The following is a 13,700-nucleotide window of genomic DNA, read 5'->3' as shown; positions in this document are numbered from 1 at the left end:
GTTCGTGCCCGCGAGACCTCCGTCGTCCGCGCCGAGCCGTATGGCCGGCCCGTGCTCTCAGGCGCCGGCCGCCAGGCACCGCACGACCTCGAGCATGTCGTCGACGGACTGCGCCGGATCGGTCACAGGAGCCTGCACGTGCCGCACCACGCCCAGAGGGTCCACCAACAGCGTGACGCGCTTGAGCCGGTCGGCGCCGCCTGCGCGGAACACGGGCAGCCGCAGAGCGGATGCCGCGAGCCCGTCCTGGTCCGAGGCGAGCAGGTAGGGCAGCTCGGCATGGGCGGCGAAGGCCGCCTGCTGCTCGAGGTGCTGAGTGCTCACTCCGAGCACACGGGCCCCGGCCGCATCTAGGGCGGCATGGCGGCGACCGTAGGTGACGCACTCGAGGGTGCATCCGGCCGTGCCGGGCACTTCTCCCCAGCGCGGCGGGTATCCGTGTGTGCCTGGTGCGTACGCGCCGGGGAAGAAGAAGAGCACGGTCCACCGATCGGGGTCGACGAGCTGCACCGTGGAACCGTCGTGCGCCGAGAGAGAGATGTCGGGCACCCGGCCGCCCTCCAGCGCACGGGCGCGGGCGAGGTCACCGCCGCCGAGGGCGCCACTGACCTCGCCGTCGCCCTGGACGAACCGCGTGCCCCATTCCTGAAGCGCGAGCAGCACCGGCAGCAGGCCCTCTCCGGCCGCTGTGAGCCGGTAGTCGTGACGGGGCGGGTGCTCGGAGTACGGCACCTTCACCAGCACGTCGTGCTCGACGAGCTGACTCAACCGCTCTGCGAGGGCACGACGGGAGAGCCCGAGTTCGCGGGCGAACCCCTCGAATCGCGTGACGCCGGCGGCGGCCTCGCGCACGATCAGCAGACTCTGCCAGTCGCCGATGACGCCGAGCGACTGCGCGATGCCGCAGTCGCTGTCAGCAAGGTCCTCACGACGCATGAGGTCATCCTCTCGCAGAGCCCAGGGGTGCGTCCACCCCGGCTCGTGATGTAAGTTCCATTCTGGAACTTACATCACGACGACGCCTCTCCGACTATTCGCGGCGTCGTCACACCAGCGGAGGAGGTGGCCGGTGGCCACGAGCGCACACCCGTTCTGGACATACTGGGCTGCGAGCACCACGAGCGGCGTCGGCACCGCCGTCACGACGGTCGCGCTGCCGCTGGCGGCCGTGACCGTGCTGGACGTGGGTCCTATCGAGACCGGGCTGCTGGCCGCATCGTCATACCTCGCCTGGGCGCTGCTCGGTCTGCCCGCCGGAGCGATCGTGCACAGGTTGCCACTGCGCGCCACTCAGGTGGCCGCCGACCTGGTGCGGGCCGCAGCGATGCTCGCCGTCCCGCTCATCTGGTGGCTTGGAGAGCTGAAACTCGTCCACCTCGTAGTGGCTGCGCTCGTGGTCAACGTCGCGGAGGTGTTCTTCTTCACCGCCAACACCACCTTCCTGCCGTCCGTCGTGCCGAAGCACGAGCTGACGAATCGCAACAGCCTGGTGTCCGGAACCCAGGCCGCCACTCAGCTCGGCGGACCGTCCGTCGCCGGCCTGCTGGTGCAGGCCGTGGGCGCTGTCCCCGCGTTGCTGGTCGACGCTGTGTCGTACGTCGTGTCGGCCGTGCTGCTTCGACGACTCCCCGAACGTCGCGAGCCTGCTCTCGGTGACGCCGATGCTCGTCCGGGGATGGGGCAGATGATCGCAGAGGGCTGGCGGTTCGTGGTGCGGCACCCCGTGATGGCACCCGGTATGTGGTGGGCCTGCGTCGTCAACCTGGTGTGCGGCGTTCAGGCTGGACTGTTCGCCCTCTACCTGGTTCGCGACCTCGACGCCCCACCAGCCATGGTCGGTGTGCTGCTCGCGGCCGATGGCGTCGGCTCGCTGCTCGCGGCGGCGGCCACTCCGTGGTTGGTGCGTCGGTTCGGCTCCGCGAGAATACTGCTGTTCGGCGGCCTCGTCGGCTTCGTCGGAGCACTGCTCATCCCTGCTGGCGAGGGGGCGACGGGGTGGATGTGCTTCGCCGTCGGCACGATGGTCTTCGCAGCGTCGGTGGTACCGGGAAGCGTCGTGACACGCACCTACCGGCAGGTGGCCAGCCCTCCCGAACTGCTCTCCCGCGTCATGGCCACCGTGCGGTTCGCGTCGTGGAGCATGATCCCGCTCGGATCGCTCGCTGCCGGGATCCTCGCCGCACACGTGGGAAGTCGCGCCGTGCTGCTCGCCTCGGCGTTCGTGCTGCTGATCGGTCCCGTCGTCATCAGGTTCAGCGTCGTGCGTCGGTTGCGCGATCTAGAGGACTTCGATTCATCGGTGGAGATCGCGGCGGGTTGACCAGCGGGCTGGCGCCAGCGCGAGGTAGGCGTTCATCCCGCCCGCCAGGTTGCGCACCGGCAGCCCTGCCGGTGCGGACGCGGTGAGCGCGTCGATCGCACGCGCCGAGCGGATGCCGGCCTGGCAGGCGATGACGATGTCGCGTCCGTCGACGGCTCGTTCCGCCAGCACCTCGGCGACCGCCGCCCACCCACGGGCGAGGATCCGCTCGAGAGGCACGTGAAAGGATCCGTCGATGCGGGAGGCCTCACGCTCGGCGGTGCTGCGCACATCCACCACCACGAGCCCGGCAGACCCGCGCTCGAGCCGCGCTGCGACCTCTCCGGCGGAGATGTCGTCGGCTCTGCCGTGCGGCCACTGCGCCCGGCACGCGACCGCGACCTCCTCCAGATCGAGCACCGGTGGGCGGTCCGGGTCGGCGTGGAAGCGCAGTTCGTCCCACCGAGCTGAGAGCGCGTCGTAGCGGGCGAGCCGCCCGATGAGCGGCTCTCCGATTCCGCAGAGCAGCTTGAGCGCCTCCGCCGCCATGGCGGAGCCGACCGCACCGCACAGCACGCCGAACACGCCGCCGGTCGCGCACGACTCGATCGAATCGGCGTCAGGGATGTCGGGGAAGAGGTCTCGAAGCATCGGTCCGCGACCAGGCCAGAACACGCTGACCTGGCCGGCGAACTGATGGATGCTGCCCCACACGACCGGCGTGCCGGTGAGCTCGGCGGCGTCGTTGCTGAGATAGCGAGTGGCGAAGTTGTCGCTGCCGTCGAGCACGAGATCGTGCTCTCGGAAGAGCGCGAGGGCGTTGCTCGGATCCAGCCGCGCGGCCATGGCCGTGACGACGACTTCTGGGTCGCGCAGCGCGACTGCCGAGCGTGCCGATTGCGCCTTCGGGCGACCGAGATCGCCTTCGGTGTGCAGCACCTGTCGCTGCAGGTTCGAGAGCTCGACACGGTCGTCGTCGATCACGGTGAGCCGACCCACGCCCGCCGCCGCGAGGTATTGGATGGCGGGGGCGCCCAGGCCGCCGGCGCCGATAACGAGCACCCGAGCCGCTGCGAGGCGCCGCTGACCGTGATCCCCCACACCGGGGAGTGTGAGGTGGCGCGCGAACCGTGCCGCCCGGTGCGGTGCCAGAGGCGGGCCGGGGTCGACGAGCGCGGGCAGGCTCACAGGTCGGCCTCGGACGGCCGCGCGGAGATCAGTCCGTCGGCCGCCGACGAGGCGAGTGCCAGCGGACGCCGCGGGATGCGTCCCGCCGCACGAGCGAGACGGCCGGCGTCGACCGCGGCACGCATCGCTCGGGCCATTCTCGCCGGATCCTGCGCCCGTGTGACGGCGCTCGCGAGCAGCACGGCGTCCACTCCGAGCTCCATCGCCAAGGCAGCATCCGAGGCGGTGCCCACGCCTGCGTCGAGGATCACCGGCACCGCAGCGCGGGAGACGATCGTCTCGATGTTGTGCGGATTGAGGATGCCGAGACCGCTGCCGATCGGCGAACCGGCCGGCATGACGGCGGTCACGCCCACGTCCTCCAGGCGCCGGGCGAGGGCGGGATCGTCGTTCGTGTAGGCGAACACGCGGAAGCCGGAGGCCACCAGCTCTTCGGAGGCCCGGAAGAGCTCGACCGGATCGGGCAGCAACGTCTCCTCGTCCGCGATCACCTCGAGCTTGACCCAGTCGGTCTCGAGGGCCTCCCGCGCCAGCTGCGCGGTGAGAACCGCGTCTCGGGCCGTGTAGCAGCCGGCGGTGTTCGGCAGGGCACGGATGCCGAGCCGATCGAGCATCGCGAACACCGAGTCCCGCGCCTCCGGGGCGAAGCGGCGGATGGCGACCGTGGTGATCTCCGTCGCCGACTCGACCAGCGCGTTCTCCAGCAGCGAGAGGCTCGTGGCACCGCCGGTTCCCATGATCAGTCGCGAGGAGAACTGCTCCCCTGCGACGATGAACGGGTCGACGACGGCGGCCTGTGCGGTGAGGCTCATGATGTGCTCCGATTCGTGTGCGGGCGGCTCAGCCGCCTTGGACGGCCGTGACGATCTCGACCTCGTCGCCGTCGGCGACCGTGCAGACGGCCCACCGGCTGCGCGGGACCACGGCACCGCCGAGAGCTGCGGCGACACCCAGTCGGCCGCCGTCGACGCGAGAGCCGTCGTCTCGCAGCACGTGTCCGGTGAGGTCCGAGACGAGATCGCGCAGTGTGGAGCCCGCGGCCACCTCGCGGTCGGCGCCGTTCAGGCGAACGGTCTGCAGAGTCGTCATCATGAGCCTTTCGGTCGGGCGCCGACGAGGTCGACGACAGCGGGAGGTGTCCAGGCGGCGGCCTCTCGCGGTCCGCCCGCCGTGGCGGCCGTGAAGCGCCACGGGTTCATGGCGGACCGGAGGTTCTCGTCGATCGGGCGCCCCTCGGCCAGATCCGATGCGACCGCCGCCGCCAGAGGAGCGAGCAGCACTCCGTGCCGGTCGAACCCCGTGGCGACGAGCACGCCTTCCTCGACGACGCCGAGAAGCGGCACGGCATCGGGGCTCCCCGGGCGAGGACGTGCGAGCATCTCGACGATCTCGCACTCGCTCACGCCGGGGACGACCGTGTCGGCGTCGCGAAGCAGGGCGAGCACGGACCCCGCGTGCACTCCCTCGACGCCGCCCTCCCGCACGGAGGCTCCGAGCACGATCGTGCCGTCGTCCCGCGGGACGAGGTACACAGCACGCCTCCGCACCTGCGCACGGACGGTGCGCGTGATCAGCGGACGCAGCGCCGGCGGGACGCGCAGGCGGAGGACGTCGCCCCACACGGGCCGGAGCGGGAGCGCGGGGATGCCGCCGATCAGGGCCGCCCCGAGGCCGGCGGCCACGATGACGACGTCCGCGCGGTGATGCTCGCCGGATGCCGACAGCAGACCGCTGGCTCCCTCGAGCGTCCGGGTCACCGCGGTCACGGCCTCTCTGCGGACGCGGTCGCCGAGGAGGTCGAGGAGCGCCGCTGCGAGCTGCCGCGGATCGATCTGATGGTCGTCCGGAGTGAACACGGCAGAGGTGACGGCGGGGCCGAGCGCCGGTTCGAGGTCGCGAGCGGCCGTGCCCGTCAGCCGTTCAGCCCGGTGCCCCTGCGTGCGCTGAAGCTCGGCCGCGGCGCCGAGCGCCTCACGGTCCGCGCCATCCACGCCGACCGAGAGCGTCCCGTCCGTGCGGTGCCCGAGCGATCGCCCGCTCGTCGCCGACAGACGCTCGACGAAAGACGGGTACTTCTCGGCCGATGCCTGCATGAGCGGAGTCAGCGCGTCCTGCCCCCATGCCATCTCGGCGGCATGAGCGAGCATCCCGGCGGCGGCGAGGCTCGCGCCGCGGGCAGGTTCAGGGTCGAAGACCGTCACCTCGTGGCCCCGCACGACCAGTTCCTCGGCGGTCGCCAGACCGATGATCCCGGCGCCGATCACAGCGATGCGCATGCGTGCCCTTTCCTACGACGGCATTATCCGTTTCAGGTTCAGCGGTCGGCACGTGGCCCTCTCAGCCCCTGTGGGCTCCCGCGGACCCCTCTACTCTAGGGCTATGACCGCGCTTCTCCCCCTCGTCGACGCACCCCGCCCGACCCGCGAGGAGCGCCTCGCCCTGCTCGACGCAGCACGGCTGTACGTCTGCACGACCGCTCGCACGGCGACCGGCGACCTCGAGGAGTTCCTCGATGCGGCCTACGCGGGCGGGGTCGACATCATCCAGCTGCGTGACAAGGACCTCGAAGCCCGCGCCGAGATCGAGGCGCTCGAGATCCTCGCCGCCGTCGCGCGCAGACACGGAAAGCTGTTCTCGGTGAACGACCGCGCCGACGTCGCCGCTCTCGTCGGCGCCGACGTGTTCCACATCGGTCAGGGCGATCTGACCACCGCGCAGGCACGGCGGCTGCTCGGCGACGACGTGATCATCGGGCGGTCGACGCATTCGATCGCACAGGCCGCGGAGGCGGACGCCGACACCGCCCTCGACTACTTCTGCGTCGGCCCGGTGTGGGAGACGCCGACGAAGCCCGGACGCGCGGCGATCGGCACGGGTCCCCTGCGCGCGGTCGCCGCATCCGGGACGAGCCGGCCCTGGTTCGCTATCGGCGGCATCGACGAAGGTCCTCGCCTCGACGAGGTCGTCGAGGCCGGTTCGTCACGCATCGTCGTCGTGCGGGCGGTGACCGAGGCACTCGATCCCGCCGGGGCGGCCGCATCGCTGCGCGCGCGGCTGCGCTGACGCCCGCTCAGCGCGGGTGGTACTCGACGCGCGCGACACGGATGACGCTGTCGGTCTCCGCTGCGACGCTCGTGGCGTACGCGCCGAGCCACAGACCGAGGAATCCTCCGGACGAGAAGGAGTCGAGGCTCGTGCCGTCGACCGTCGCGACGCGCAACGGCTGTGATCCTTCGACGCCTGCGAGCAGTTCGTAGTCCTGTCCTCGTGCCCGGCACGTCAGCTCGACGCCCTCGGCCAGAGGACCCGTCAGCGTGATCGTCCCCTGCTCGGCCGACTCGCCTGCACGCACTAGGGTCGCCGTGATCCGTGCAGCATCCGCTTCTCCCCCGCCGAGTACAGCCAGGCGCACGTGATCGCGCTCGGATTGCCGGATCAGCAAGCCGGTCTCCTCGCCGGGGGCCAGCCGTCCGGACAGCCTCAGAGTGAAGTCGAGATCCGGATGCTGCTGCCTGACGCCGAGGAACGCGAACGGCTGCGGGTCCGTCGGCCCCTCCGGACGGATCGGCAGCAGCCACTCGCCGTCCACCGCATCGGCGACCTCACCCGGCAGCGCGCGCACCGAGGTCCAGCGTCCGTCGTCCGGGGCGATCGTCGCAGAGCGCTCCTGACGCCCCTCGCCCGCGAAAGGCACCTCGACCTGGTCCGGTACGCGCCCCTCTCCCGGCGCGAAGACCGGCCAGCCGTCTTCCCACTCGACCGGAACCAGGAACGTCTCGCGCCCGAGATTCGCATGGAGCCCGCCATACGGCCGCATGCCGAGAAGCACGGCCCACCAGCTGTCGTCAGCAGCCTGCACGAGATCGGCGTGGCCGACCGCGACGACGTCCGCCGTGCGACCGAGCTGGCGGTGGCTGAGCACCGGATTCGCCGGGTTCCCGACGTAAGGTCCGGTCACGGCATCCGCCCGCGCCACCGAGACCGCATGATGCATCTCCGTGCCGCCCTCCGCCGCGACGAGGTGATAACGCCCGTCGACCTTGTACAGGTGCGGCCCCTCGGCCCAGACGGCCCCGATCAGCGCGCCCCGCCAGATCACATGCTCGGGACCGGTGAGCGCCCTGGCCTCGGGATCGAACTCGCGCAGCCAGATCTCGGTCTGATCGTGCCACTGCGGACTTCGGGCGAGCCTTGTCCCCTGCACCCACGCCCTCCCGTCGTCGTCGAAGAAGAGCGAGGGGTCGATGCCGTCGGCGCCCAGCCACGTCGGCTCGCTCCAGGGACCTGCGGGGTCGGTCGCCGTGATCACGAAGTTCCCACCGCGTGCCGGATCGTTCTGGTCGACGAGCGTGCAGATCACCCAGAAGAGGCCGTCATGGTGGCGCAGCGTGGGCGCGTAGAGCCCGCTCGACGACGCCATGCCCGCCATGTCGAGCATCCCCGGCCTGTCGACGGCGTGACCGATCAACTCCCAGCGGGCGAGGTCGGTGCTCCGATGGATGGGGAGCCCTGGCAGGTACTCGAACGACGAGGTGACCACGAAGTACTCGCCGTCCACCCGGCAGATCGAGGGATCGGGATGGCAGCCCGGCAGGATCGGGTTGCGGACCAGGGTCATCCCGGGATGACCTCGGAGCTCACCGACCGCGGGTCCACGGGCGTCAGCGCATGGGCGGCCCCCGTGATCCGCACGGCCGCGCGGCGAGTGACATCCGTCGCGGCATCCGCACCGACCCACACCTGCACATCGCCGGGCTCGACGATGCGCACCATCGATCGGTCGCTGAACGCGAAACGCTGTGTCGGCACGCTGAACGCGACGTCGGCGGATTCGCCCGCGTCGAGCGTGAGACGGTGGAACGCGAGCAGCTGCGCGTCAGGGCGGGTGACGGATGCCACGACGTCGTGCCCGTACAGCTGGAGCACGTGATCAGCCGGCACGGAGCCGGTGTTGGTCACGCGCACGACCGCGCGGAAGGCATCGCCCGCAGAGACCTCTTCATCGACCGCGAGCAGGTCGTGGACGAACGTCGTGTAAGACAGGCCGAAACCGAACGGGCGCACGGGTGTGGGATCGGTCGCGGTGACGTCCGAGGGCCCACCAAGGCGCGGATGCAGGTAGGAGTACGGCTGGGCGCCGGCGGAGCGCGGCAGCGAGACCGGGAGCCGGCCCGAAGGATTCACCCGGCCCGTGATGACTCCGGCGAGCGCGGACCCCCCTTCCTCGCCGGGGAAGAACGCCTGCAGCACGGCAGCGGCACGATGCTCGCCGTCGAGCGCCCATCCGATCGCATAAGGGCGGCCGGTGAGGGCGACCACGACGACCGGGGTGCCGGTGGCGATGAGCGTCTCGACCAGTTCGCGCTGCACGCCCGGCAGCTCGAGCGACTCGGAGTCGTTGCCCTCACCCACCGTGCCACGACCGAACAGTCCGGCCTGATCGCCCACGACGACGATCGCGACATCGGCGGCGCGGGCAGCATCCACGGCCTCCGCGAAACCCGACCGGTCGTCACCCTCGACGTCGCAGCCGCGGGCGCCGATCACTCGCGCGTCCGGCATCTCCGCGGTGAGGGCGTCGGCGACGGTTGGGATCTCGAAGCCGATCGGGTACTCCGGATGATGTGCGAGAACATGGTTCGCGAACGAGTAGCAGCCCATCAGCGCCTCGGCGCGATCGGCATTCGGTCCGATCACGGCGACGGTCGATGAGGTTCCCGTGAGCGGCAGCACGCCGTCGTTCGACAGCAGCACGACCGATTCCTCTGCGAGCCGTCGCGCGATATCGCGATGACGAGGCGAGTCGAGGTCGATCTCGGCGGGAGGGCCCTGCGCGAAGGCACCCGCCTCGAGGAGTCCGAGGTCCTCTTTCTGCGTGAGCACGCGCAGAACCGCGCGATCGATGAAGGCCTCGTCGAAGAGTCCTGCTCCGACCCGCTCGATCAGCGGCTCGAGATAGGCGTCCCCGGTGGGAAGTTCGACGTCGATGCCCGCCGTGAGCGCCGCCTGAGCCGCCTCACCCCGGTCGGAGGCGATGCGGTGCATGATCTCGAGGAAGGCGACGGCGAAGTAGTCGGCGACCACGACGCCGTCGAAGCCCCAGCGCTCCCGCAGCAGCTCGGTGAGGTACTCGGCGCTCGAGCCGAGCGGCACGCCGTCGATCTCCGCGTAAGAGTTCATGACGGAGCGCACTCCCCCGTCGATGACCGCCATCTCGAAGGGCGGCAGGAAGACATCGGCGACTTCGCGGGGTCCGGCCGAGACCGGGGCGTGGTTGCGCCCCGCACGCGAACCGGCGTAACCGACGAAGTGCTTGAGGGTCGCGTGCACGCCGGCCGCTTGGAGGCCCTTCACATAGGCCGTGCCGAGCACGCCGACCACGTAGGGATCTTCTGCGATGCACTCGTCGACGCGGCCCCAACGGGGATCGCGGATCACGTCGAGAACCGGGGCGAGCCCTTGGTGGATGCCGAGCTCGCGCATCGAGTCGCCGATCGAGAGCGCCATCTCCTCCACCAGGCCCGAGTCGAAGGAGGCGCCCCACGCGAGCGGTGTCGGGAAGGTCGCGGCCTTCCACGCCGCGAGACCCGTGAGGCACTCCTCGTGCACGAGGGCGGGGATGCCCAGACGCGTCTCGGTCTGCAGGCGTCGTTGCTCTGACCACAGCCATGCCGCGCGCTCGGCAGGGTCCACCGGCCTTGTGCCGTACACCCGCGTGAAGTGGCCGATGCCATGCCTGGTGATGTCGGCCAGCGCGCCCGAGGGGGCGGATCCGCTCATCTCGCTCTGCATGGGAGCGACGACCTCGCCGCCTTGGTCGAGCCAGTAGCCGACGAGCTGCGCGGCCTTCTCCTCGATCGTCATCTGCGCCAGGAGCGCCTGTACCCGAGCCGATGCCTGGGGGAAAGCGGGGATCACTGTCTTCTCCGTGTATGTCTGCATGGGTCAGCCCTTGACGGCTCCGGTCAGTCCGCCGACGATGCGTCGCTCGAACAGGCTGAAGAAGACCAGCGCGGGCAGCATCGACAGCGAGGTGTATGCGAGCACGCGCGCCGTGTCGACCGAGTACTGCGATGCGAAGTTCTGCACGCCCAGCGGCAGCGTGAGCAGGCTCTGGTCGTTCAGGATGAACAACGGCAGCATGTAGCCGTTCCACGCGCCGATGAACGCGAGGATTCCGACCGTGATCACACCTGGCAGGCTCAGCGGGATCACCATGCGCCAGAAGAACCCGAGGCGCGATGCGCCGTCGATCGAGGCCGCCTCTTCGAGCTCCTTCGGGATCGCCTTCAGGAACGGCACGAGGATGATGATCGTGGTCGGCAGCGCGAACGCGATCTGGGGCAGGATGATGCCGGCCAGATTGTTCACGAGTCCGAGATTGCGGATCAGCAGGTACAGCGGCGTGATGGCGACGGTCACAGGGAACATCAGTCCGGCCGCGAACAGCGAGTACATCACCGCCTTGCCGCTGAACTCGTAGCGGGCGATGACATAGCTCGCCATCACCCCGAGCACGACCGCGCCGAGCGTCGTGCCGACGCCGGAGATCACCGAGTTGCGCATCGCGTTCCAGAACGCCTCGCTGCCGAGCACGTCGGTGTAGTTCGCGATCACCCACGGCGACGGCCATGCCGAGGGGTCGGCGGTGATCTGCGAGTTGGTGCGGAAGCCTCCGACCACGATGTACAGCACGGGCGTGATGCAGATCGTGATGAGGACGAGAGCGAGCAGGTAGACGCCGGGGCTCCCCCAGCGGATGCCGGCGGCGTTGCGCCGCCCGCGGATCGTCGCGACCGGGATCGCGACCGAGGTCTTGAGGGTGTCGGTCATCGCCTGCGCGCCTTTCCGCTGTCGCCCGTGAGGGCGCCTTCGGTGTCTCGACGCAGCACGAACCGCTGGTACACCAGCGCCACGACGAGCGAGATGAGGAAGAGCATGACGGCGACGGCGTTTCCGTAGCCGTAGTTCCCCGCCAGGTGCCCGTTCTGATACATGTAGGTGGCCATGGTCGACGTTCCGGCGGTGGCCGCGATGTACTGACCCCAGATGATGTTGACGAGGTCGAACAGTTGCAGCGAGCCGATGACCGACAGGAACGCCCAGATCCGGATCGTGGGTCCGAGCAGCGGCATCGTGATGCTCCACTGGGTCTTCCAGAACCCGGCGCCGTCGATCGCGGCCGCCTCGTAGAGCTCCTCCGGAATCGACTGCATGCCCGCGAGCATGAGGATCACGGCGAAGCCGATGTACTTCCAGGTGATGATGATCATGAGCGACCAGATCGCGATCGACGGATCGGCGATCCACGAGTTCTGCAGGGCGCCGAGGCCCCACTTCTCGAGCAGGGAGTTCAGCGCGCCGGCATCCTGGAGCATCAGGCTCCACCCGGTGCCGACGACCACCTCGGCGATCACGTACGGGGTGAAGATCAGCACGCGGATCAGCGAGCGTCCGCGGATCTTCTGATTCAGCAGGAGCGCGAACAGGATGGCGATCGGCCCCTGCATGACCAGGGACAGCACGACGATCGCGAAGTTGTGCGCCACCGCGTCGCGGAAGGTCTGATCCTGCAGCATCAGTACGTAGTTGTCGAGTCCGACGAACTCGGTGGGCCAGCCGAAGCCGTTCCACTTGAAGAAGCCGTAGAACGCGGCCATCATCACCGGGAAGATGACGAAGCCGAGGAACACGAGAAGTGCGGGGCCTGAGAGGAGCGCGATCTCGCCGCGCTTGCGCCAGTCGGCCCGCGGCGGTCTCCGTACCGGAGCCGACGTGCGGTCGGCTCCGGTACGGGTGCTCTTCTCAGACGCGGAGGATTCCATCTGCGTCTGTGTGTCGATCATGTCGCGGATCAGCCTCGCGCTGCCGCGTTGGCGATGCCGTCGACGAGCTTCTGCGGGTCGCCCTGCCCTGCGAGCATCTCGACGACACCCGCGTTGAGCGCGTTGCCGACGTTCTGCCCGAGGGCGGTGTCGAGCCACAGCGACACGTACGGGGCGGAGCTGTACGCCTCCATCAGCGGGGTCAGCGACGGGTCGGTCACGGCGCCCTTCGCATCCTGGCTGGCCGGGATCGTCTGGAATGCGGTGGCGTAGTTCTCCTGCCACGTCTTCGACGAGATGAAGTTGAGGAACTCCTCGCACTCCTTCGGCGAATCGACCGCGCACGAGTAGCCGTCGACGCCGCCCATCATCGCCCCTGCGTCGCCGTCACCGCCGTCGACCTCTGGGAACGGGAACCAGCCGAGATCGGGCAGCGGCTTCTCGTCGGGGGTCAGGCTGGCGATCACGCCCACGTCCCACGCGCCCATGAGCTCCATGGCCGCCTGGTGGTTGGCGAGGAGGCCCGCGGAGGAGTTCGCGCCCTGCTGCGCCGTCGTGGTGAGGAAGCCGTCGTTGAACGGCTCGACCGCCGCGAAGTCGGCGAGGTTCTCGGCCGCGTCCAGCCAGCACGGGTCCGAGAAGTCGGGGTCGGTCGAGAGGCTCTGCACGATGTCCTGGCTGCAGGCGCGCACCGCGAAGAAGTAGAACCAGTGTGCTGCAGGCCAGGCGTCCTTCGCGCCGAGCGCGATGGGAGCGACGCCGGCGGCCTTGAGCTTGTCGACCGCGGCTTCGAGGTCGTCGAGCGTCTTCGGCTCCTCCGTGATGCCGGCCTGGGCGAACAGGTCCTTGCTGTAGAAGATCCCGCCCGGAAGGACGGCGCTCGGCATGCCATAGATCTTGCCGTCGATCGTGAACGCGCTGAACGGCGCGTCGCCGAACGCGGTCTTCACGTCGTCGTCGATGAGGTCGGTGAGGTCCTTGACCTTGCCTGCGCTCACGATGTCGGCGAGCTTGCCTCCGCCGCGCGCCATGAAGACGTCCGGCATGTCGCCGGAGTTGACGGCGGTCTGCAGCTTGCCGTCCATGTCCTCGTTCTGGATCGAGGTGACCTTCACGGTCACGTCCGGGTTCTCCTCGTGGAATGCCGCGGCCGCATCCTCCCAGAACTGCTTGCCGTCACCCGTCGTGGAGTTCTGCCAGACCGTCAACGTCACGGTGCCGTCATCTGCGGCGTCGGATCCGCCGGCGGTGCACCCGGTCAGGCCGAGCGACCCCAGTGCGACGACGCTCACGCCGGTCGCCCATGCTCTGCGCATCTTCATGCTGTGTTCTCCTCTTCGTCGAGTTCTCGCGCGGCATCCGCCTTGATTTGTTGCCGCCCACACCAA

The 13,700-nt window shown here is 69.6% G+C and carries 12 protein-coding genes and 1 riboswitch; of the genes, 2 read left to right on the top strand and 10 right to left on the bottom strand.

The annotated features are described in order from the left end of the window. Positions 1–57: 57 nt before the first annotated feature. Positions 58–936, bottom strand: coding sequence for a winged helix-turn-helix transcriptional regulator (locus tag QFZ53_RS08270; protein WP_307295351.1), 879 nt, complete (start codon positions 934–936; stop codon positions 58–60). 133 nt (positions 937–1,069) lie between these two features. Between QFZ53_RS08270 and QFZ53_RS08265 the strand changes: the two genes are divergently transcribed. Further along, positions 1,070–2,320: an MFS transporter gene (locus QFZ53_RS08265; RefSeq protein ID WP_307295349.1), complete on the top strand. Its 1,251-nt coding sequence runs from the start codon at positions 1,070–1,072 to the stop codon at positions 2,318–2,320. Here QFZ53_RS08265 and QFZ53_RS08260 read toward each other — a convergent pair. From QFZ53_RS08260 to thiO, 4 genes are all read right to left on the bottom strand, one after another. Next, entirely contained in the window at positions 2,294–3,487 is a 1,194-nt protein-coding gene (locus tag QFZ53_RS08260; RefSeq protein ID WP_307295347.1) for a ThiF family adenylyltransferase, read from the bottom strand. The two genes, QFZ53_RS08265 and QFZ53_RS08260, sit on opposite strands and share 27 nt — an antisense overlap. Continuing rightward, on the bottom strand, positions 3,484–4,299 hold the full coding sequence (locus QFZ53_RS08255) for a thiazole synthase (RefSeq protein ID WP_307295345.1): 816 nt from the start codon (positions 4,297–4,299) through the stop codon (positions 3,484–3,486). Before QFZ53_RS08255 ends, QFZ53_RS08260 begins: the two co-directional genes overlap by 4 nt. Positions 4,300–4,327: 28 nt before the next feature. After that, positions 4,328–4,576, bottom strand: coding sequence for a sulfur carrier protein ThiS (gene thiS, locus QFZ53_RS08250; protein ID WP_307295343.1), 249 nt, complete (start codon positions 4,574–4,576; stop codon positions 4,328–4,330). Then, a complete protein-coding gene (gene thiO / locus QFZ53_RS08245; RefSeq protein WP_307295341.1) occupies positions 4,576–5,763 on the bottom strand; it encodes a glycine oxidase ThiO in 1,188 nt (395 codons plus the stop codon). Before thiO ends, thiS begins: the two co-directional genes overlap by 1 nt. Next, positions 5,755–5,855: riboswitch (TPP riboswitch) on the bottom strand. (Overlaps the previous gene by 9 nt.) Before the next feature lie 11 nt (positions 5,856–5,866). Between thiO and thiE the strand changes: the two genes are divergently transcribed. Beyond that, a complete protein-coding gene (thiE, locus tag QFZ53_RS08240; protein ID WP_292910420.1) occupies positions 5,867–6,550 on the top strand; it encodes a thiamine phosphate synthase in 684 nt (227 codons plus the stop codon). A gap of 7 nt (positions 6,551–6,557) precedes the next feature. On the opposite strand, the gene QFZ53_RS08235 is transcribed toward thiE, so the two are convergent. Genes QFZ53_RS08235 through QFZ53_RS08215 form a run of 5 tightly spaced genes read right to left on the bottom strand, consistent with a single transcriptional unit; the run spans position 6,558 to position 13,634 of the window. Further along, complete coding sequence (locus tag QFZ53_RS08235; protein ID WP_307295338.1) at positions 6,558–8,105, bottom strand: glycoside hydrolase family 43 protein; 1,548 nt, start codon at positions 8,103–8,105, stop codon at positions 6,558–6,560. Further along, the gene (locus QFZ53_RS08230; protein ID WP_307295337.1) at positions 8,102–10,429 is read right to left on the bottom strand and encodes a beta-xylosidase/alpha-l-arabinosidase; all 2,328 of its coding nucleotides are present in this window, start codon (positions 10,427–10,429) and stop codon (positions 8,102–8,104) included. Before QFZ53_RS08230 ends, QFZ53_RS08235 begins: the two co-directional genes overlap by 4 nt. Before the next feature lie 3 nt (positions 10,430–10,432). After that, positions 10,433–11,320, bottom strand: a complete 888-nt coding sequence (locus tag QFZ53_RS08225; protein WP_292910414.1) for a carbohydrate ABC transporter permease — start codon at positions 11,318–11,320, stop codon at positions 10,433–10,435. Then, positions 11,317–12,312, bottom strand: a complete 996-nt coding sequence (locus QFZ53_RS08220; RefSeq protein ID WP_307299373.1) for a carbohydrate ABC transporter permease — start codon at positions 12,310–12,312, stop codon at positions 11,317–11,319. The genes QFZ53_RS08225 and QFZ53_RS08220 overlap by 4 nt, the downstream gene beginning before the upstream one ends. Before the next feature lie 29 nt (positions 12,313–12,341). Then, complete coding sequence (locus QFZ53_RS08215) at positions 12,342–13,634, bottom strand: ABC transporter substrate-binding protein (RefSeq protein WP_292910412.1); 1,293 nt, start codon at positions 13,632–13,634, stop codon at positions 12,342–12,344. Positions 13,635–13,700 lie beyond the last annotated feature (66 nt).

The organism is Microbacterium natoriense, from assembly GCF_030816295.1.
GTDB classification, from domain to species: Bacteria; Actinomycetota; Actinomycetes; order Actinomycetales; family Microbacteriaceae; genus Microbacterium; species Microbacterium natoriense_A.
Note: the sequence above shows the minus strand (reverse complement) of the source record. Positions and strands in the feature narration are given on the sequence as shown.

Bases quoted from the DNA above. Each gene is read 5' to 3' on its own strand.
- QFZ53_RS08270 (WP_307295351.1), bottom strand. From the start codon at position 936: ATGCGTCGTGAGGACCTTGCTGACAGCGACTGCGGCATCGCGCAGTCG.
- QFZ53_RS08255 (WP_307295345.1), bottom strand. From the start codon at position 4,299: ATGAGCCTCACCGCACAGGCCGCCGTCGTCGACCCGTTCATCGTCGCA.
- thiS (WP_307295343.1), bottom strand. From the start codon at position 4,576: ATGACGACTCTGCAGACCGTTCGCCTGAACGGCGCCGACCGCGAGGTG.
- thiO (WP_307295341.1), bottom strand. From the start codon at position 5,763: ATGCGCATCGCTGTGATCGGCGCCGGGATCATCGGTCTGGCGACCGCC.
- thiE (WP_292910420.1), top strand. From the start codon at position 5,867: ATGACCGCGCTTCTCCCCCTCGTCGACGCACCCCGCCCGACCCGCGAG.
- QFZ53_RS08235 (WP_307295338.1), bottom strand. From the start codon at position 8,105: ATGACCCTGGTCCGCAACCCGATCCTGCCGGGCTGCCATCCCGATCCC.
- QFZ53_RS08230 (WP_307295337.1), bottom strand. From the start codon at position 10,429: ATGCAGACATACACGGAGAAGACAGTGATCCCCGCTTTCCCCCAGGCA.
- QFZ53_RS08225 (WP_292910414.1), bottom strand. From the start codon at position 11,320: ATGACCGACACCCTCAAGACCTCGGTCGCGATCCCGGTCGCGACGATC.
- QFZ53_RS08220 (WP_307299373.1), bottom strand. From the start codon at position 12,312: ATGGAATCCTCCGCGTCTGAGAAGAGCACCCGTACCGGAGCCGACCGC.
- QFZ53_RS08215 (WP_292910412.1), bottom strand. From the start codon at position 13,634: ATGAAGATGCGCAGAGCATGGGCGACCGGCGTGAGCGTCGTCGCACTG.